This window comes from Ancylobacter sp., assembly GCF_965229075.1.
In the GTDB taxonomy this organism is placed as follows: domain Bacteria; phylum Pseudomonadota; class Alphaproteobacteria; order Rhizobiales; family Xanthobacteraceae; genus Ancylobacter.
The window spans coordinates 383,487-401,087 of record NZ_CBDDIO010000002.1 but is presented as its reverse complement, the minus strand read 5'-3'; the positions used below and the strand labels follow the sequence as shown (position 1 = coordinate 401,087).

General features: G+C 67.5%; 18 protein-coding genes and 1 pseudogene. 8 read left to right on the top strand and 11 right to left on the bottom strand.

The features are described from left to right. Window positions 1-10 precede the first annotated feature (10 nt). Genes ACO07Z_RS07940 through ACO07Z_RS07925 form a run of 4 tightly spaced genes read left to right on the top strand, consistent with a single transcriptional unit; the run spans window position 11 to window position 3,675 of the window. A complete protein-coding gene (locus ACO07Z_RS07940; protein ID WP_421698219.1) occupies window positions 11-1,015 on the top strand; it encodes an ABC transporter substrate-binding protein in 1,005 nt (334 codons plus the stop codon). Window positions 1,016-1,019: 4 nt separating this feature from the next. Beyond that, entirely contained in the window at window positions 1,020-1,832 is an 813-nt protein-coding gene (locus ACO07Z_RS07935; RefSeq protein WP_421698218.1) for an ABC transporter ATP-binding protein, read from the top strand. Continuing rightward, window positions 1,829-2,686 carry an ABC transporter permease gene (locus ACO07Z_RS07930; protein WP_421698217.1) on the top strand — a complete coding sequence of 286 codons (858 nt, stop codon included), beginning with the start codon at window positions 1,829-1,831 and terminating at the stop codon, window positions 2,684-2,686. The genes ACO07Z_RS07935 and ACO07Z_RS07930 overlap by 4 nt, the downstream gene beginning before the upstream one ends. Window positions 2,687-2,715: 29 nt before the next feature. After that, window positions 2,716-3,675, top strand: a complete 960-nt coding sequence (locus tag ACO07Z_RS07925; protein ID WP_421698216.1) for a sulfonate ABC transporter substrate-binding protein — start codon at window positions 2,716-2,718, stop codon at window positions 3,673-3,675. Window positions 3,676-3,724: 49 nt separating this feature from the next. Here the strand turns inward: ACO07Z_RS07925 and ACO07Z_RS07920 are convergent, their stop codons facing one another. Further along, a complete protein-coding gene (locus ACO07Z_RS07920) occupies window positions 3,725-4,906 on the bottom strand; it encodes a YeeE/YedE family protein (RefSeq protein ID WP_421698215.1) in 1,182 nt (393 codons plus the stop codon). 171 nt (window positions 4,907-5,077) lie between these two features. After that, a complete protein-coding gene (locus tag ACO07Z_RS07915) occupies window positions 5,078-6,055 on the bottom strand; it encodes a sulfurtransferase (protein ID WP_421698214.1) in 978 nt (325 codons plus the stop codon). 458 nt (window positions 6,056-6,513) lie between these two features. On the opposite strand from ACO07Z_RS07915, the gene ACO07Z_RS07910 reads away from it, so the two are divergent. Then, window positions 6,514-7,002: an L-2-amino-thiazoline-4-carboxylic acid hydrolase gene (locus ACO07Z_RS07910; protein WP_421698213.1), complete on the top strand. Its 489-nt coding sequence runs from the start codon at window positions 6,514-6,516 to the stop codon at window positions 7,000-7,002. Window positions 7,003-7,046: 44 nt separating this feature from the next. Here ACO07Z_RS07910 and ACO07Z_RS07905 read toward each other — a convergent pair. The 9 genes and pseudogenes from ACO07Z_RS07905 to ACO07Z_RS07865 all read right to left on the bottom strand — a co-directional run. Beyond that, window positions 7,047-7,586: pseudogene (locus tag ACO07Z_RS07905) on the bottom strand (LLM class flavin-dependent oxidoreductase); the annotation flags it as partial. A 15-nt stretch (window positions 7,587-7,601) separates the two neighbouring features. Next, window positions 7,602-7,742, bottom strand: coding sequence for a hypothetical protein (locus tag ACO07Z_RS07900; RefSeq protein WP_421698212.1), 141 nt, complete (start codon window positions 7,740-7,742; stop codon window positions 7,602-7,604). 86 nt (window positions 7,743-7,828) lie between these two features. Then, window positions 7,829-8,467, bottom strand: coding sequence for a dethiobiotin synthase (gene bioD / locus ACO07Z_RS07895; RefSeq protein ID WP_421698211.1), 639 nt, complete (start codon window positions 8,465-8,467; stop codon window positions 7,829-7,831). Then, a complete protein-coding gene (bioB, locus tag ACO07Z_RS07890) occupies window positions 8,464-9,537 on the bottom strand; it encodes a biotin synthase BioB (RefSeq protein ID WP_421698210.1) in 1,074 nt (357 codons plus the stop codon). The genes bioD and bioB overlap by 4 nt, the downstream gene beginning before the upstream one ends. Next, window positions 9,534-10,100, bottom strand: coding sequence for a biotin transporter BioY (locus ACO07Z_RS07885; RefSeq protein ID WP_421698209.1), 567 nt, complete (start codon window positions 10,098-10,100; stop codon window positions 9,534-9,536). The genes bioB and ACO07Z_RS07885 overlap by 4 nt, the downstream gene beginning before the upstream one ends. An 86-nt stretch (window positions 10,101-10,186) precedes the next feature. Beyond that, window positions 10,187-10,855, bottom strand: a complete 669-nt coding sequence (locus ACO07Z_RS07880) for a GntR family transcriptional regulator (RefSeq protein WP_421698208.1) — start codon at window positions 10,853-10,855, stop codon at window positions 10,187-10,189. Window positions 10,856-10,997: 142 nt separating this feature from the next. Then, entirely contained in the window at window positions 10,998-11,780 is a 783-nt protein-coding gene (locus ACO07Z_RS07875; protein WP_421698207.1) for an amino acid ABC transporter ATP-binding protein, read from the bottom strand. Further along, entirely contained in the window at window positions 11,777-12,457 is a 681-nt protein-coding gene (locus tag ACO07Z_RS07870) for an amino acid ABC transporter permease (protein ID WP_421698206.1), read from the bottom strand. The genes ACO07Z_RS07875 and ACO07Z_RS07870 overlap by 4 nt, the downstream gene beginning before the upstream one ends. A gap of 87 nt (window positions 12,458-12,544) precedes the next feature. Further along, the gene (locus ACO07Z_RS07865) at window positions 12,545-13,324 is read right to left on the bottom strand and encodes an amino acid ABC transporter substrate-binding protein (protein ID WP_421698205.1); all 780 of its coding nucleotides are present in this window, start codon (window positions 13,322-13,324) and stop codon (window positions 12,545-12,547) included. A gap of 257 nt (window positions 13,325-13,581) precedes the next feature. Here ACO07Z_RS07865 and epsC point away from each other — a divergent pair, with 257 nt between their 5' ends. The 3 genes from epsC to ACO07Z_RS07850 are packed head-to-tail and all read left to right on the top strand — an operon-like array spanning window position 13,582 to window position 17,511. After that, window positions 13,582-14,604 (top strand): serine O-acetyltransferase EpsC, encoded by a 1,023-nt coding sequence (gene epsC, locus ACO07Z_RS07860; RefSeq protein ID WP_421698204.1) that lies wholly within the window; start codon window positions 13,582-13,584, stop codon window positions 14,602-14,604. Between the two features lie 11 nt (window positions 14,605-14,615). Beyond that, window positions 14,616-15,563: a family 2A encapsulin nanocompartment shell protein gene (locus ACO07Z_RS07855; protein WP_421698203.1), complete on the top strand. Its 948-nt coding sequence runs from the start codon at window positions 14,616-14,618 to the stop codon at window positions 15,561-15,563. Continuing rightward, complete coding sequence (locus ACO07Z_RS07850) at window positions 15,538-17,511, top strand: family 2A encapsulin nanocompartment cargo protein cysteine desulfurase (protein WP_421698202.1); 1,974 nt, start codon at window positions 15,538-15,540, stop codon at window positions 17,509-17,511. Before ACO07Z_RS07855 ends, ACO07Z_RS07850 begins: the two co-directional genes overlap by 26 nt. Window positions 17,512-17,601: the final 90 nt, after the last annotated feature.

Sequence of the window (17,601 nt, the reverse complement as noted above, 5' to 3'; positions counted from 1 at the left end):
GGAGGCACTTATGACATCCGCGTTCCGTTCGCTTGCCCGCCTTGCTCTGGTCGCGGTTCTCGGTGCCGCCGCCAGCGTCCCGGCCTCGGCCGAGGGGCTGATCCGCATTTCGCAGCAGTTCGGCACGCTCTACATCCCGTTCCATATCCTGCGGGATCAGAATCTGATCGAGAAGCACGGCAAGGAACTGGGGCTCGACATCACCGTCGAGTGGGCCAAGCTCTCGGGCGGTAACGCCATCAACGATGCCCTGCTGTCCGGCTCGGTCGACATCGCCTCCGCCGGGATCGGCCCGTTCTTCACACTGTGGGACCGCACCAAGGGCGCGGTGAAGATCATCGGGGCCTTCGGTGCCACGCCGAACTATCTGCTGACCAACAAGCCCGAGATCAAGTCGCTGAAGGATTTCGGGCCGAACGACCGCATCGCCTCGCCGGCAGCTCTCGTCTCGGTGCAGGCGCGCGAGTTGCAGATCGCGGCGGAGAAGGAGTTCGGTCCCGGCAACCACGGCAAGCTCGATTCCATCCAGGTCTCGCTGCCGCATCCCGACGCCACGGCGGCGCTGCTGTCCGGCTCCACCGAGATCACCGGCCATGTCTCCAACTCGCCCTTCCAGGAACAGGCGCTGAAGAACCCGAAGATCCATAAGGTCTGGTCGTCCTATGACATTCTCGGCGGGCCATTTACCCCGACGGTCGCCTACACCACGGTGAAATGGCGCGACGAGAACCCCAAGACCTATCTCGCCTTCTTCCGCGCCTTCGAAGAAGCGACCGCGCTTGCCGCGCGGGACCGCAAGCTCGGCGCCGCGACCTACATCAAAATCGAGCAGTCGAAGCTCGATCCCGCCTTCGTCGAGGAAGTGATCTCGAACCCCGAGGTCGAATTCACGCTGGTGCCCAGCAAGACCGAAGTGTTCGGCGATTTCCTCTATCGGACCGGCGCGATCAAAACGAAACCCGGAAGCTGGAAGGACTACACCTTCCCCGAGCTTCACAGCCAGTCCGGAAGCTGAGCCGATGCTGGCGCCGGCGCCTCAGTCTGCGGAAGTCGGGGCGGAACTTGTCCCGGTGCTCGAGGCCCGGCGGCTCACCCTCGACTATGAGGGCGAGCGCGGTCCTGTGCGCGCCGTCGAGAGCGTGGACTTCACGCTTGGCGAGGGCGAAAGGCTGGTGCTGCTGGGGCCGTCGGGCTGCGGCAAGTCCTCGATCCTGAAGGCGGCGGCGGGCTTCCTGAAACCCTCATCCGGCACCGTGCTGCTGAACGGACGGCCGGTGCAGGGCGCCGGGCCCGACCGGATCGTGGTGTTTCAGGAGTTCGACCAGCTTCTGCCCTGGAAAAGCGTGCTCGACAATGTCGCCTTTCCGCTGCGCGTGGCGGGCAAGCTCTCCGCGGCGGCGGCGCGCGAGAAGGCGGCGCAGGCGCTGGCGCGGGTGGGGCTGACGCGCGCCCTCGACCAGTTTCCCCACACGCTGTCCGGCGGCATGAAGCAGCGCGCGGCCATCGCCCGGGCGCTGGCGATGGAGCCGGCCGTGCTGCTGATGGACGAGCCCTTCGCCGCGCTCGACGCGCTCACCCGCCTGCAAATGCAGCGCGACCTGCTTGATATCGCGCAGGAGCGGGCGCTCACCCTGCTGTTCGTCACCCACGCTATCGACGAGGCGGTGCTGCTCGGCACAAGGCTGCACCTGCTCAGCGCCCATCCCGGCCGCACGCTGGCGCGGTTCGAGACGGCGGGGTTCGACGCCGCCGACATCGGCACGCTGCGCTTCGAGAAGGCGGTGCAGGAGGTCCACGCCACGCTTTTCGGCGCCACGGGGAGCGGGCGATGAGCGAGGTGCTGCACCGCCTGTCGGACGCGCCCCTGGTCGACGCCCCGGCGGCCCCACCGGCGCGCCGCCACCCTCTGGCGCGGCTGTTCCGCTCCCTGGCGTTCCGGCGCCTCGTCGTGCTGGCCCTGCTGGCGCTCGGCTGGGAGATTGCCGCCCGCTGGCAGGGCAATCCGCTGATGTTGCCGAGCTTCGGCGAGACGTTTCAGGCGTTTGTGGATGCAACCCTCCATGATGGGCTGCTCTCCGCCGCCGCCGGTTCGCTGGCGGTGCTGCTCAAGGGCTACGTCATCGCCGTGCTGATGGGCTTCGCGCTGGTGTCGCTCGCCGTGTCGAACAGCTTCATTCGCGACGCGGTGCAGACCGTGGCGGCGATGTTCAACCCGTTGCCGGCCATCGCCCTGCTGCCGCTGGCCCTGCTCTGGTTCGGCCTTGGCGAGAAGAGCCTGCTGTTCGTGCTCATCAATGCCGTCGTCTGGCCGTTCGCCCTCGCGGCCTTGCAGGGCTTCGAGGCGGTGCCGGAGACGCTCCGCCTCGTCGGCCGCAATTATGGCCTCTCCGGCCCGGCCTATGTCCGCCACATCCTCGTGCCCGCCGCCTTGCCCTCGCTGATTTCCGGCCTGCGCGTCGGCTGGGCCTTCGCCTGGCGCACGCTCATCGCCGCCGAACTGGTGTTCGGCGTCAGCTCGTCCTCGGGCGGGCTTGGCTGGTTCATCTTCCGCGCCCGCAACGAACTCTTCACCGATCGCGTCTTCGCCGGCCTCGCCACCGTGATCCTCATCGGCCTGCTGGTCGAAGCGGTCGCTTTTCGTGGGCTGGAAAGCGCCACGGTGCGCCGTTGGGGCGCGCTGCGCTGACACCTTTTCCTCCATCAGGGGCTTTCATCATGACACGCCTGACCCGCCGTACCCTCCTCACTGGCGCCGCCGGCCTCACCGCCGCGCTGGCGGCCCCCGGCCTGCGCCCGGTCTTCGCCGCCGCCACGGAGGTGCGCGTCGGCTTCCAGAAATACGGCACGCTGGTGCTGCTCAAAGGGCGCGGCATTCTGGAGAAGAAGCTGGAGCCGCTGGGCGTGGCGGTGAAATGGGCGGAATTCGCCGCCGGCCCGCAAATGCTGGAGGCGCTGAACGCCGGCGCCATCGATATCGGCCAGACCGGCGAGACCCCGCCAATCTTCGCGCAGGCGGCGAGCGACAATCTCGTCTACTTCGCCAATGAGCCGCCGGCGCCGAAGGGCGAGGCGATCCTGGTGCCGCAGAACAGCCCGATCCAGTCGGTGAAGGACCTCAAGGGCAAGACGGTGGGTCTCAACAAGGGATCGAACGTTCATTTCCTGCTGGTGAAGGCGCTGGAGAAGAACGGCCTTTCCTATTCCGACATCACCGTGAAGTTCCTCCCGCCCGCTGATGGGCGCGCCGCCTTCGAGAAGGGCGCGATCGACGCCTGGGTCATCTGGGACCCGTTCCAGGCCTCGGCCGAGGTGGCGAGCAAGGCGCGCGTCCTGACCACGGCCGAGGGTATTGTGCCGAATTACCAGTTCTATCTCGGCTCGCGCTCCTTCGCCGCCGCCAACCCGAAGGTCATCGCGGCGCTGATCGGTGCCATCGACGAGACCAATGCGTGGATCCAGAAGGACCCCGCCGCCGCCGTGGCCGAGCTGGCGCCGAGCACCGGCATTCCCGCGTCGATCCTGTCCATCGCCATCGGCCGCCAGAGCTTCGGGGTGAAGCCGCTGACCGACAAGGTGATCGCCGACCAGCAACTGATCGCCGACACCTTCTTCGAGCTCGGCCTTGTGCCGAAGAAGATCGTGGTGGCGGACGCGGTGCTGCGCACCGGGCTTTGAGCCCCCGCGGGCAAGGCCGGGTGGTTGCTGCGCCCAGCCTTGCCTTGCCTCATGCCGCAATCCGGCGGCGGAGCGGTAGGCCGATCAGAACCCCGGCAAAGGCCGCCAGCAGGAAGACCCAACCCGACAGCGCGCCGGCGTGAATGCCCGAGAGCAGCACGCCGACGGTGCAACCGAGCGCGGTCATCGCACCCCATCCCATCAGAACGCCGCCGGCGAGCCCGGCCGAAACATCCCGCCAGGAGGGACGGCGGGGCGCGAACTGGCCCGCAACCACGGCGCTGGCGAAGCTGCCGCCGACCAGGCCGAGCACAAAGAGCCCATTCTCCGAAAGCACTGCCGCCTTGACCACGGTGGCGCAGCCGCGAAAACCATCGAGACCGTGCAGTGTCTCCGGCAGCAGGTTCCAGTTCGCCGCCGCGCTACGGGCGAGGCTGCCAATTTCCGCCGTGACGCCGAGTGGGCCGACCCGCAGATAGCTCGCCGCCGAGAGCGCGCCGATGGCGAGGCCGCCGATCAGGGCTGGCCAGCGCGCCACAAAAAGCGCATGGCCGGCGCGCAACAGGCTGTTTCTGCCGGCGACCGAGGCCTCTTCGGCCGGTTGCGGGCGGGCGAAGGCCAGCGCCGCCACCGCCAGCAGCGCCAGCAGGGCGAGACTGGCGCCCAGCGTGCCGGCATAGCCGAGATGATGCGGCAGCCAGATCACCGGCGCTTCGGAGATGACGGCAAGATACAGCGGATTCCAGGTGAGAAAGCCCAGGACGAAGCCCGCAGCCGTGCCGACGAGCGCGAAGGGGGCCGTCGGCGAGCCCTCGCCCAGCCGGTAGAGATGGGCCGAAATGCAGGAGCCGGAGACCGCCATGCCGATCCCGAACGCCAGGGCGGCCAGCGCCAGTACCCAGCTCACGGGGCCGATATGCGCATCCGGCGGCAGGCGACCAGGCTGGGGCACGGGCAGCCATGCCCCGATCACCAGCGCATAGCCGGCAATGCCGACCGCGAGGGCCAGCAGGATGGCGAGCACGCCGCGCGCGTCGCGTCGCTCGATCAGGTCGCGGGCATTGCAAAAGAAGCAGAACCGCGCGCGCTGCAGGATGACGCCGAAGGCGGTGCCGAAGGCCAGCGACAAAGCGAGCCCGCGCGAGGCGGTGTCGCCGTCGGAGAGGGAAAGCACGCCCGCCAGCAGCACAGCGCCGACGAGACAGGCGAGCGAGAGGGCAAGGGCGCGCATCGGCAGTTCCTCGACAGTCACCAGCGGCCGGAGGCTGGCGATGAAAAAGGGCGCGGGAGGTGAATCCCGCGCCGAAGAAGAGGGGAAGGTTCAGAGAGGAGATAGGAGGCGGGCCGCAGGCGACGCCGGGCGTATCGTCAGAGCCACAACAGGCGTCCCAGATGAACGGCCTTACTTGCCCTGCCACACAGTGCCGGCCAGGTTCACCACCGGAACGCCGACGGAGTTGCCGTACTCGGTCCATGAGCCGTCATAATTCTTCACGTCATAGCCGAGGATGCGCGAGAGCGCGTACCAGGTGTGGCTGGAGCGCTCGCCGATGCGGCAATAGACGATGATCGGCTTGGAACCGTCGACTCCAGCCTCGGCATAGAGTTTCTTCAGTTCCTCCTTCGACTTGAACTTGCCGGTCTCGGCATCAACCGCCTTGGACCAGGTGACATTCTTGGCGCCGGGAACATGGCCGGCCCGGATCGACAGCTCCTTCGAGCCTTCCGGCGCGAACAGTTTGCCGGAGAACTCGTCCGCCGAGCGAATGTCGACGATCACCGCGCCCTTCTTGCCGTCGACCACCTCCAGCACATTGACGAGCCGGGCGCGCAGTTCAGGCTTAGCGGGCGGCAGGGTTATGTCGGTCTTGGCATAGCTCGGCGCCTTGGTGTCGAGCGGCAGCGCCTGCTTCTCCCAGTATTTGCGGCCGCCATCGAGCAGTTTCACCCGCTCGCCGAGTCCGTACTGATTGAACACCCAGCCACCCCAGGCGGCGAACCAGTTGTTGTTGTCGCCATAAAGAATGATGGTGGTGTCCTTGTCGACGCCGGCCTTCTCCAGCAGCGTCTCGAACGCTTCCGCCGACACGATATCGCGCTTCACGGGATCAACGAGATCGCTGTGCCAGCTGATATTGACCGCGCCGGGAATGTGGCCGCGCTCATAGACGCCGGGGTCGACGCTGACCTCGAAGACCCGAACCTTGGGGTTGTCGAGATTCTTGGCAAGCCATGCCGCATCGACCAGGGGGCCGTCGGGCACAGCGGCGTCTGTGGCCGCGAGCGCCGGCACCGCGAGCGCCAAGGTTGCGCAGAGAGTGGAGACCGTAAGCGCGCGGCGACCGGCCGTCGCGATGCCGCCGAGACGGGTGAGTGACATGGGTGGGGTCCTCCGTGAAAGCCCGGAATGCGCCGGTATGTGAACACGAGCGCAGGCTGACCTAACGGAAGGCTATTTGTCAATATAATCTAGCAATTTTATAGAATTATAAGCGCGCCACCTTTGTCACGCGACACGGGCCTCCGTTCACACGCTTGGTGCGTGGGATCGCGGCGGCACCGCCCGGCAAAGCGCCGATCGTCGCCGAGGGGAAGTCGCTCCTTGCCTTGGCGTGAATAGCGACGCGCTTCCCACGTGAGGGGCGCGCCCCGGGCGGTGGCGCGATCGACGAAGCGGCAACGAAGGCGTGGTTCATCGAGCAGGCCGACCCCTATCTGCACCCGCGCCACATCTTTGTGGTACCGGAGATCCCGCTGGCGCAGACCAACAAGGTCGACCGCGCGCGCCTCAAGATCGAGGCGGCGGAGCGCACACGGACAGGCAACGCGGCGTGAGGGATGACGATGAGCACCACAATCTCCATTCTGGAGAAGCGGCGTATCGAAGCGGAGATCATCAAGCCGATCTTCGATGAACTCGTGGCACGCTTCGGCAAGGACGAGGCCAAGGCGGTGATCGCGAAGGCCGTCCGGGAGAACTCGATCCAGCAGGCCGGCGCGTTCCGAGCCGAATTGGGCGAAGGATCGGGCATCGACGGCTTCTACTCGACGCTGCACCTGTGGACGATGAACGGGGCGCTGGAAATCGAGGTGACGCAGCAGTCATCTACCGCGCTCGATTACACCGTGCATCGCTGCCGCTACGCTGAGATGTACCGGGAACTGGGCCTGGCCGAGATTGGCCACCTGCTTTCGTGCCAGCGCGATGCGGTGTTCTGCAAGGGGATCGACCCGCGCATCGAGATGGAACGTACCCAGACGATCATGGAGGGCGCGGATCATTGCGATTTCAGCTATCGGCTGAACGAGATCGGGCCATCGGACTAGGAGCCGCGTCCCTCCCGGAGCCGCCACGCCGGGAGGGGTGCCCGTCACGCACTGGCGCGCCAAGCCGCATCGCGCTCCTTGGTGAAGGCGGAGATCACACCCTGGCCGGCGCGTCGCTCCGCCGGCAAATGCGGCAGGACGAGTTCGGCGAAGCGGTAGGCTTCTTCCAGCAGAGGCATACCTGAGGCAATCAGAACATCGATGCCGGTGTCGCGATAGTCGTTGATCCGGGCCACCACTTGCTTCGCGCTGCCGACCAAGGCGGTGCCCGGCCCATGCCGAACCAGACCGATACCGGACCACAGGTTCGGTGCGATTTCGAGCTCGCGCAGGTCTTGGGGCTTGCGCCCGCCATGGAGCGCCGACATGCGCTGCTGGCTGACCGAATCGATGCCGGCGACATAGGCCTGCGCGCCGGCAACGGCGGCATCGTCCATGTGATCGTAGAGATCCTGCACGGCCGCCCAGGCAGCGTCTTCCGTTTCGCGCACGACCACATAGAGCCGGATGCCGAAGCGAATCTTATCCGCGCGCCCGTGCCGGGCGGCCAGCGCGCGAACCTCGCCGATCTTGGCCTGCGCCTGTTCCGGGGTCTCGCCTCAGAAGAGATAGGTGTCGATGTGCTTCGCGGCGACCTCATGCGCCGCCGCCGAGGAGCCGCCGAACCACAGCGGGACATGGGCCTGGGTCGGCGGCAGCGGCAGGCCGGAGCACGTTCCACGCGTGCCGTGCTGAGGCATGGGACATGTGGCTGCCCATGAGACCTGCGGTTTATTCGGAGGTCTTTGACGGGAGGCGGGGTGGTGTTTGGCAGGTGAGCCGGCTGTTACCGCAGTTGAATCATCTGCGCGATACGATCCGCGATCGGTCCGGCCTCCCTCGCCAGATTGGCGGGCGTCAGCGGTTCCAGCCATGGCAAACGGCCGAGCACCGGCACACGGCCCAGCGCGGCGATGATCGCCTCGCTTTCGGGAGCGGCCTCGCCGATAAACACCACGCCGAGAAGGGGCACCTCTCTCCGCCGCAGGGCCTCCAACGACAGCAGCGAGTGGTTGATGGTGCCGAGCCGCGTCCGCGCGCAAAGCACGACAGGCGCGCGCCACCGCGCGAACAGGTCGAGAAATGTCAGGGCGGGTGTCAGCGGCACCATGACCCCGCCGGCGCCTTCCACCACCAGCGGCGAGGTGCCGGAAGGCAGGCGGAGACGATCCGGATCAATGGTGACGCCGTCCCGTGCGGCCGCCTGGTGAGGCGAGGCCGGCCGGCGGAGCCGATAGGCTTCCGCCTCCACGCGCGACGCGTCGAGCGCGCCCAGGCGCCGCACCGTCTCGCTGTCGGTCTCGCCATCGAGCCCCGCCTGAACGGGTTTCCAATAGCGGGCGCCGAGACAGCCGGCGAGCCCGGCCGATACCACGGTCTTGCCGACGCCGGTATCGGTGCCCGTGACCACCACAGTCGGCATCACGGCACGAACTCGAAGGACCGGGACCCGCAATCGCACGGGGCCGCGGTCCAAGGTCGGGATGGATCGTCGGGTGCCGCGCCGGTGCCGATGTCTTGACCCGTAAATGCCATGCCGAGCCGCGCCAGCAGTTCGGTGTCACGGTCGCGGCCGGGATTGCCGGCGGTGAGCAGGACGTCGCCGGTGAAGATGGAATTGGCGCCGGCGAGGAAACACAGCGCCTGCGCCTCGTCGCTCATCGCTTCACGACCGGCCGCGAGGCGGACGACACTGCGCGGCAAGAGGAGGCGGGCCAGGGCGACCAAGCGGACGAAGTCGATGGCGTCGGCCGGACGCGCCCTCTCCATGATCGGTACGCCCGCGATGGGATGCCACATATTGAGCGGAACGCTCTCAGGATGCGGGTCGAGCGTCGCCAGCATCACCAGCATCGCGATGCGGTCATCGACGCTCTCGCCCATGCCGACGATGCCGCCGCAACAGACCTTGATGCCGCCGGCACGGACCCGCGCCAGCGTCTCCAAACGGTCGTCCACCGTCCTTGTGGTGATGATCTCGGGGTAGAAGGCGCGGGAAGTGTCGACGTTGTGGTTGTAATAGTCGAGGCCGGCGGCGGCGAGGCGGCCGACCTGCGGCCCCGTCAACATGCCGAGCGTCACGCAGGTCTCAAGCCCGAGTTGCCGGACACCTTCGATCATGGCGCAGACCGCGTCCATGTCGCGGTCCTTTGGGGCCCGCCAGGCGGCCCCCATGCAGAACCGCGTGGCGCCGCCGGCCTTGGCCTGACGTGCCGCGGCCAGCACCTGCTCGACCGCCATCAGCCGGCTCGCGGGCACGCCCGTGTTCCAGTGGGCGCTCTGGGCGCAGTAGCCACAATCTTCCGGGCACCCGCCGGTCTTAATCGACAGCAATGTGGCGCTGTCGATCCGGGCGGGGTCGAAATGCCGGCGATGGGTCTCCTGGGCGCGGAACAGGAGCTCGGGAAAGGGCAGGTCGTAGAGTGCCCGGGCCTGCTCCTGCGTCCAGTCGATGCGCAGGTCCACGGAGGCGTTCGACGCCACCGCGCCGCTCATCGCCCGAGGGTTCCGAGCAGGCGGGCCGGCACGAGCGCGCTTCCCACCGCCACCATGGCGATGTTGATGAGATCACCCAGAATGAAGGGGCTGAAGCCCAGCGCGATGATCTGGTTGGCGGGAACATAGAGGCCGAGCCAGGGCAGGCCGATCGCGTAGGTGACGGCAAGGCCGGCCAGCATGGCGAGGCTGCGACCGATGAGCCCGCGTCCGGCCGCCAGCGCAGCTGTAAGCCCGCTCGCCACGAGATAGCCGAGGAGATAGCCGCCTGTCGGCCCGACCATGTAGGCGAGGCCGATGCCGCGTTCGGGCGTGCCGGAGAACACCGGCAGGCCGGCGGCGCCAAGGGCGAGATAGGCGAAGAATGTCGCGGTGGCGAGGCGCGGGCCGGTCGCAACGGCGATGGCCATCACCGCGAGCGTGTGCAGGGTCATCGGCACCGGCCAGGACGGAACGCGCAGTTTCGCGCAGAGGGTGATGAGCGCGATGCCGGCGAGAACAAAGGCGGCATGGCGGGCCGTGGTGCGAAGGTTCGGGCGGCCAAGTGCGAAAGCGGCGATCATCTCGACTCCAAATAATAGATAATTTGTATAACTATCTATTATGAATCCATAGGCATCGGAGATTCGCAATGCATTCGTAGATAATTTTAGCCGACAATCGCGAATGCGTCGCGCTGGCGGCCGTTGGACGCGGCGATGGGGCGATGACCGATCCACCGCACATGCTGCGCCAGCGTCGTGCAGGCAAGATCGACATTCCCGCGGCGCAGCGCCGCGAGAATGGCGCGGTGGTCGTGGTCCGTCCTCGTCTCCCAGTCCGAGCGCCAGGCCGAGAACAGGAAACGGGCGCTGGCCGCGTGCAGATCGTCAATGGCCGCGAGCAGGCGCGGCATGCCGCAGGGAGCGACGATCAGCCGATGGAAGCGCCGGTTGGCTTCTTCCCAGCTGCGCACGTCGCGGGAATCGTCGCCGGCGCGTGTCGCTTCCTCGGCCGCGTTGAGAATGGCCGCCGTGAGATTCGGCACGGCCTGGCGCAAGGCGAGCACTTCGAGGGCCGCCCGCATCTCCGCGACCTCCTTGACCTCCTCGAGATCGAAGGCCGCGACGCGTACGCCCCGTCGCGGCTCGCTCACCGCGAGACCCTGCGCCTCCAGCCGGCGGAAGGCCTCGCGCACCGGCACGTGGCTCGCCCCAAACTCGGCGGCGACATGGTCCTGCCGCAGCCGGGAGCCCGGCTCGATGTCGCCGGCAATGATACGGTCGGCCAGGACACGGCTGATGCGGGCGGCCAGGGTTTCTTCGGATTTCGCGCTCATCGTTTATAGATAATTTGGCGCGTGCCGCCTGTCGACCGTGCCTTCTGGCGCGGGCGAGATGGCCCGGCTCAACAGCGGGCTTGGACGCCGCACGGGGTGCGGCGCCGGCCTCGACCCTGTCGCCCAGGCTCAGTATCTGCGCTTACACCGCTTGTTCCAGCGGTGCCCTCACATGGGGCGCGGCCTCGGCGGTGAGCGTCGAGATGAAACGTTGCGTGCGCGCCTTGCGCGGGTTGGTGAACAGCTCAGCGGAGGAGCCCGCCTCCACCACCTCGCCGGCCTCCAGCATGAGTGCCTCATGCGCGACGCTCGCCGCGAGGCGCAGATCATGCGTGGCGATCACCATCGTCGTGCCCTCGCGCGCCAGCTGCGCGAGCACCTCCACCACCTCCAGCGCAAGTTCCGGGTCGAGCGCCGAGGTCGGCTCGTCGCACAGCAGCACGCGCGGCGAGGAGGCGAGCGCGCGGGCGATGGCAACGCGCTGCTGCTGGCCGCCCGACAGCTGCGCCGGCCATGCCTGCGCCTTCTCGGCAAGCCCGACCTTTTCCAGCAGTTCGAGCGCACGCTGCCGCGCCTTCGCCTCCGGCCATTTCAGCACGACGAGCAGGCTCTCCATGACATTGCCGAGCGCGGTGCGGTGGGGGAACAGCTGAAAATTCTGGAACACCATGCCGGTCTGCCGCCGGATTCGACCGATGGCGGCGGGCGCCGGCGTCCGGCCGGTGAAATGGAGCGTCTCGTCGGCGAGCACCAGCGTGCCAGCCTCAGGCACTTCCAGCAGGTTCACGCAGCGCAGCAGGGTGCTCTTGCCCGAGCCGGAGGGGCCGATGAGCGCGGTGACGCTGCCTTCGCGGACGCTGAGGCTGACGCCCTTCAGGACGCGAAGCTCGCCGAAGCTTTTCTCGATTCCGGTGAGATGGATCATGGGGCGGCCTCCAGCGCGCCTGCCGCGCGGGCGAAGCGCCGCTCCAGCCGGTCCTGCAGCACGGACAGGACGGAACTCAGCGCGAGATAGATCAGCGCCGCCTCAATATAGATGATGAGCGGCTCATAGGTCACGGCGACGATGCGCTGCGCCTGCTGGAACAGCTCCGGCACGGTGATCGCGGCGGCGAGCGAGGTGTCCTTCACCAGCGAAATGAAGGTGTTGGAAAGGGGCGGCACCGCGATCCGTGTCGCCTGCGGCAGTACGGTGCGGCGCAGCGCCTGCGACCAGCTCATGCCGATGGAATAGCTCGCTTCCCACTGCCCCTTCGGGATGGAGGCGATGACCGCGCGGATGATCTCGGAACTGTAGGCGCCGACATTGATGGTGAAGCCGATCAGCGCGGCCGGAAAGGCATCCAGCAGGATGCCGGCGCTCGGCAGGCCGTAGAAGATCACGAAGAGCTGCACCAGCAGCGGCGTCCCCCGGATGATCCAGACATAGAAGCGGGCGAGGGCGACGAGCGGTGCCGGCCCGTAGAGCCGCGCCAGCGCGGTGAAGAAGCCCAGCGTCAGCCCGAGAACGAAGGACAGCAGCGTGAGCGGCACGGTGAAGATGAGCGCGGCCCACAAAAGCGGGCCGAGCGATTGCAGCATCAGGTCGAGCCAGTGGGGCACGCGATCCTCCGAAGGGCGCCGGCGCGCGTCGATCCGCGCAAAAGGACCGGCCCAGCGGGCCGGTCCGCATGAGGACGGATCGCCTTTCTACTTCGAGACGTCGGCGCCGAAATAGGTGTTGGCGATCTTGGCATAGGTGCCGTCCGCCTTGATCTCGTCGAGCGCCTTGTTGATGGCGGCGACAAGTTCGGGATTGCCCTTGCGCACGATGACGCCGGAATATTCCGCATCCTTCTGCTCGGCGGCGATCTTCACCGGCGCGTCCGGCTTGTGCTTTTTGAAGTCGAGGAAGGACAGGCTGTCATTGATGGTCGCGTCGGCCCGGCCATTGAGAACGAGCTGGATCGACTGGTCGAAACCATCCGTGCCGACGAGGCTGGCGCCGGATTGCTCGGCCAGCTTGCCGAAATTGCTGGTGAGCGACTGCGCCGCCTTCTTGCCCTTGAGGTCGTCGAAGGACTTGATGCTGTCATTGCCCTCCTTGACGATCAGCACCGCCTTCGAGGCGATGTAGGGCTGCGAGAAGTCGTATTTCGCCTTCCGCGCCTCGGTGATGCCCACCTGGTTGATGACGGCATCGTAGCGGCGGGCATCGAGCCCGGCGATCAGCCCGTCCCATTTGCCTTCGAGAAACTCGGCCTTGACGCCTAGCTTGCTCGCGATTGCCTGGCCGATTTCGACATCGAAGCCGACCAGCTTGTTGGCCGCGTCGTGGAAGGTGAAGGGGGGGTAGGTGCCTTCCGTGCCGATCTTGATGACGCCCGCCTGCTTGATCGTCGCAAGATCATCGGCGCGGGCCTGGTGCGGTGACACCAGCTGGAGCGCCGCGGCGAGGCCGGCGGCGAAGAGGGTCGTGGCGAATTTCATATGGCTTCTCCCCGGCAAAGGTTGCCGTACTGCGGGTGCACCGGCGACGGTCGATCCGTGCCTCGGCCCCCATGTGCTCGTTCCTATGAAGACTGGGGGCAGGCGGCCACGCTGCAACCCCGGAACCGTCAAATTCGCACTCCCAACCGCATTCGTAAAGTCTACAAAATAGCTAGACAAATGGTAATTCTCGTGCGACCCCTTCGAAAAGGCGGGTCGACGCGGCGACGTCGACCGGGAAGCCGCCGGGGGTAGGCATGGTGTTTCACAATGGCAGCGCGCAGATCGGCGAGGAGCGCAGGACGGCGTCCGCCGACACTGGCGCGGACCGACCGGAAGCGGTGCAGCCCCACTGGAATCTCGATGCCGTTGTCGCCGGGCTGAAGCTCTCCCGCGATGTCAGCCACAACATCCGCCACAGGGGGCGGTTGCGTCCCCCGCCGGCGCGCGAGGCCATTGCCCGCGCCATACAGGGCTTCGCCGCGGCCCTGTTCCCCGCGCATTATGGCGTGTCTGGCCTCACCGGCGAGACCATCGATTATTATGTCGGCGCCACGCTCAACGAGGCCCTGACCCGGCTGTCCGAGCAGGTGGCGCGGAGCCTTCCCTTTTCGCTGCAGGAAGACCGCAGCGAGGCCGAATTCCGCCGGCAGGCGTTTGAGATCACCAGCGCCTTCGCCGCCGAACTGCCGGCCATTCGCGGCCTGCTGGTGAGCGATCTCCACGCCGCCTATGACGGCGATCCAGCCGCGACGGGCTATTCGGAAATATTGCTGGTCTATCCCGGCCTCACCGCCATCCTGCATCACCGCTTCGCCCATGCGCTGCAGCGGCTCGGCGCTGGCTTTCTGGCGCGCTTCATCTCCGACATCGCCCATTCGCGCACCGGCATCGACATTCATCCGGGCGCGCAGATCGGCGGCAGCTTCTTCATCGACCACGGCACCGGCGTCGTCATCGGCGAAACGGCGGTGATCGGCCAGCGCGTTCGGCTCTACCAGGCGGTGACGCTGGGCGCGCGGAGCTTCCCCACCGATGAGCATGGCGCGCTCATCGAGGGTCAGCCGCGCCATCCCGTCATTGAGGACGACGTTGTCATTTATGCCGGGGCCACCGTGCTCGGGCGCGTCACCATCGGCCGCGGTTCCAGCATCGGCGGCAATGTCTGGCTCACCCACTCGGTGCCGCCCGGCAGTCACATCACCCAGGCCCAGACCCGCTCATCGGGCGGCGAGGGCACGATCCAACCCGTGCCGCAACGGCCCGGTGCTTCATCCTGACGGGGAACGGAATGACCGAAGAGCCTGCTATTCGTCGCACACTCAGCGAGCCCGCCGCGCGGCAACTCGCCAACGCCACCAAGACGCGTGCCCAGTGGTCGGGCATCACGCCGCGCTGGCTAGTGTCCTTCCTGCCCTGGACGCCGGTCGAGGCCGGCATCTACCGTCTCAACCGCGTGAAGGAGGCGGGCGACGCCGCCGATGCCGACGTGCAATGCTCGCCCCGTCGCGACCAGGACGCGGACCTGCCGGAGACCTTCGTCGATTACGAGGACGCGCCCCGCGAATATTCGCTGAACGCGGTCACCACCGTGCTCGACGTGCAGACCCGCGTCTCCGATCTCTACTCCCACCCCTATGATCAGATCCAGGAACAGCTTCGGCTGCTGATCGAGAAGGTGAAGGAGAAGCAGGAGAGCGAGCTCATAAACAATGCCGAGTACGGCCTGCTCGCCAACACCGCGCCGTCGCAGCGGATCAAGACCCGGACCGGCGCGCCGCAGCCGGATGATCTCGACGAGCTCATCACCAAGGTGTGGAAGGAGCCGTCCTTCTTCCTCGCCCATCCGCGCGCTATCGCCGCCTTCGGCCGCGAATGCACCCGCCGTGGCGTGCCGCCGCCGACAGTGACGCTGTTCGGCACGCCCTTCGTCACTTGGCGTGGTCTGCCGCTGGTGCCGTCGGACAAGCTGTTCATCGACGAGAACGGCAAGACCAAGATTCTGCTGCTGCGCACCGGCGAGAAGAAGCAGGGCGTGGTCGGCCTGTTCCAGCCCGGCGTGCCGAGCGAGGTGGCGCCGAGCCTTTCGGTGCGGTTCATGGGGATCAACCGCAAGGCGATCGCCTCCTATCTCATCTCGCTCTACTGCTCGGCGGCGGTGCTGACGCATGACGCGCTGGCGGTGCTCGAGGATGTCGAGGTGGACAAGTATCATGCCTATCCTGACACCTACGCCTGAGGCGGTGCCAACCCCCACGCCGGAACCTTTTGCTGCCGAACCGCTCGCGCTGGAACTCCCGGACACGCCGCCGCCCGGCGGCGCGCCCGGCTGGCCCGATCCCGCCCTGTTGCAGCAACTGGCCAATAGCTTCTTTCAGGCGGTACCGAACTACGGGGGCGCACCCGCCAGCGCGACCCTTCCGTCCTCGCCGCCGAGCCCGGGCCTCGTGCCCGGTGCCTCGGTGGTGACGACGGCGGCGTCGCATGCGCCGGTGCCGCCGCCCGTGGGTCTGCCGGACCTGCCGCCGGTCACCATCCCCTCGATCGTCCCGACGCCGAACATTCCGGCGCCCGGGGCGCCGGCGGCGGCGGTTCCCGCCGCACCCGGGCTGTCGCAGCCGGGCGGCGCCCCTGGCTTGGGCGTGCTGAGCTTTCCCGCGCCCTTCGACTTTGTCCGCCTCCCGGAAGGGCTGGGCAATGTCGTGGCGCTCGACACGCGGCGTCCCTCTTACGAGCACGCCGCGCCGGGCCAGCTGCCGGGAGTTCCCGGCGGTCTCGCCCAGCCCAGCGAGGACGGGTTCTACTTCCTGCGCGAGGGTGAAAGCCGCGCGCCGGCAACGCCCCGCGCGCTGTCGAGCCTCCCGGCCGAACCGGCGCATCCGGCGGCGCGCGGGCTCGACCTTGGCGGGCTCGCGGGCGCTCTCAAGCCTGAACTGGTGCCGGATCTCGGTCCCGCGCTACGCCCCTTCGACCCGCATGCGGTGAAGCGGGACTTCCCCATCCTGCAGCAGAGCGTTCACGGCAAGCCGCTGATCTGGCTGGACAATGCCGCCACCACGCAGAAGCCGCAGGCGGTGATCGACCGTCTCGCGCATTTCTACGAGCACGAGAACTCCAACATCCACCGCGCCGCCCATGCCCTGGCGGCGCGGGCGACGGATGCCTATGAGGCGGCGCGCGAGAAGGTTCGGCGTTTCCTCAATGCCGGCTCGACGCGCGACATCATCTTCGTGCGCGGGGCGACGGAGGCGATCAACCTTGTCGCCCAGACCTATGGGCGGCGCCATGTGAAGGAGGGCGACGAGATCGTCGTCACCCATCTCGAACACCACGCCAATATCGTGCCGTGGCAGCAGCTCGCCGCCGAGAAAGGCGCGCGCCTGCGGGTGGCGCCGGTGGACGACACGGGGCAGGTGATCGTCGAGGCGTTCGAGAAGCTGATCAACCCCCGCACCCGGCTGGTCTCGGTGACGCAGGTCTCGAACGCGCTCGGCACGGTGGTGCCGGTGAAGGAGCTGGTGGCCATCGCCCATCGCCATGGCGTGCGGGTGCTGGTGGACGGCGCCCAGTCCGTCTCGCACATGGCGGTCGACGTGCAGGCACTGGACGCCGACTTCTTCGTCTTCTCCGGCCACAAGGTGTTCGGCCCAACCGGCATCGGGGTCGTCTATGGCAAGCCGGAGGTGCTGAAGGACCTGCCGCCCTGGCAGGGCGGCGGCAACATGATCGCCGACGTGACCTTCGAGAAGACCATCTATAACGGTCCGCCCGAGCGCTTCGAGGCCGGCACCGGCAACATTGCCGATGCGGTGGGGCTGGGCGCGGCGATCGACTATGTCGAGGCCATCGGCATGGAGGTGATCGCGCGCTACGAGCACGAACTCCTGGTCTATGCCACCGAGAAGCTGCGCAGCGTGCCGGGGCTCAAGCTCATCGGCACGGCGGCGGACAAGGCGAGCGTGCTGTCCTTCGTGCTGGACGGCTGCCGCACGCAGGATGTTGGCGTGGCGCTGGATCGCGAGGGCATCGCGGTGCGTGCCGGCCATCACTGCGCCCAGCCGATCCTGCGCCGCTTCGGGCTGGAGACCACGGTGCGGCCCTCGCTCGCCTTCTACAACACGACCGAGGACGTCGACGCGCTGGAGATCGCGCTGAAGCGCATCCAGGGCAGCCGCGGCCTTCGGTAATCAAACGCCCGCCCGGGCCCGTGCCGGGCGGCCCTTCCTTCCCGTCCTGGCCGCGCGAGCCGCGCCCCGATCGGCGCCCGACGATACGCC

Excerpts from the sequence above, each read along its gene's own strand:
- epsC (WP_421698204.1), top strand. The coding sequence starts at position 13,582 with ATGGTGTTTCACAATGGCAGCGCGCAGATCGGCGAGGAGCGCAGGACG.
- ACO07Z_RS07850 (WP_421698202.1), top strand. The coding sequence starts at position 15,538 with ATGCCTATCCTGACACCTACGCCTGAGGCGGTGCCAACCCCCACGCCG.
- ACO07Z_RS07855 (WP_421698203.1), top strand. The coding sequence starts at position 14,616 with ATGACCGAAGAGCCTGCTATTCGTCGCACACTCAGCGAGCCCGCCGCG.
- ACO07Z_RS07900 (WP_421698212.1), bottom strand. The coding sequence starts at position 7,742 with ATGCCTCAGCACGGCACGCGTGGAACGTGCTCCGGCCTGCCGCTGCCG.
- ACO07Z_RS07920 (WP_421698215.1), bottom strand. The coding sequence starts at position 4,906 with ATGCGCGCCCTTGCCCTCTCGCTCGCCTGTCTCGTCGGCGCTGTGCTG.
- ACO07Z_RS07930 (WP_421698217.1), top strand. The coding sequence starts at position 1,829 with ATGAGCGAGGTGCTGCACCGCCTGTCGGACGCGCCCCTGGTCGACGCC.
- ACO07Z_RS07875 (WP_421698207.1), bottom strand. The coding sequence starts at position 11,780 with ATGATCCATCTCACCGGAATCGAGAAAAGCTTCGGCGAGCTTCGCGTC.
- ACO07Z_RS07910 (WP_421698213.1), top strand. The coding sequence starts at position 6,514 with ATGACGATGAGCACCACAATCTCCATTCTGGAGAAGCGGCGTATCGAA.
- ACO07Z_RS07925 (WP_421698216.1), top strand. The coding sequence starts at position 2,716 with ATGACACGCCTGACCCGCCGTACCCTCCTCACTGGCGCCGCCGGCCTC.
- bioB (WP_421698210.1), bottom strand. The coding sequence starts at position 9,537 with ATGAGCGGCGCGGTGGCGTCGAACGCCTCCGTGGACCTGCGCATCGAC.
- ACO07Z_RS07880 (WP_421698208.1), bottom strand. The coding sequence starts at position 10,855 with ATGAGCGCGAAATCCGAAGAAACCCTGGCCGCCCGCATCAGCCGTGTC.
- ACO07Z_RS07935 (WP_421698218.1), top strand. The coding sequence starts at position 1,020 with ATGCTGGCGCCGGCGCCTCAGTCTGCGGAAGTCGGGGCGGAACTTGTC.
- ACO07Z_RS07885 (WP_421698209.1), bottom strand. The coding sequence starts at position 10,100 with ATGATCGCCGCTTTCGCACTTGGCCGCCCGAACCTTCGCACCACGGCC.
- ACO07Z_RS07865 (WP_421698205.1), bottom strand. The coding sequence starts at position 13,324 with ATGAAATTCGCCACGACCCTCTTCGCCGCCGGCCTCGCCGCGGCGCTC.
- ACO07Z_RS07915 (WP_421698214.1), bottom strand. The coding sequence starts at position 6,055 with ATGTCACTCACCCGTCTCGGCGGCATCGCGACGGCCGGTCGCCGCGCG.
- ACO07Z_RS07940 (WP_421698219.1), top strand. The coding sequence starts at position 11 with ATGACATCCGCGTTCCGTTCGCTTGCCCGCCTTGCTCTGGTCGCGGTT.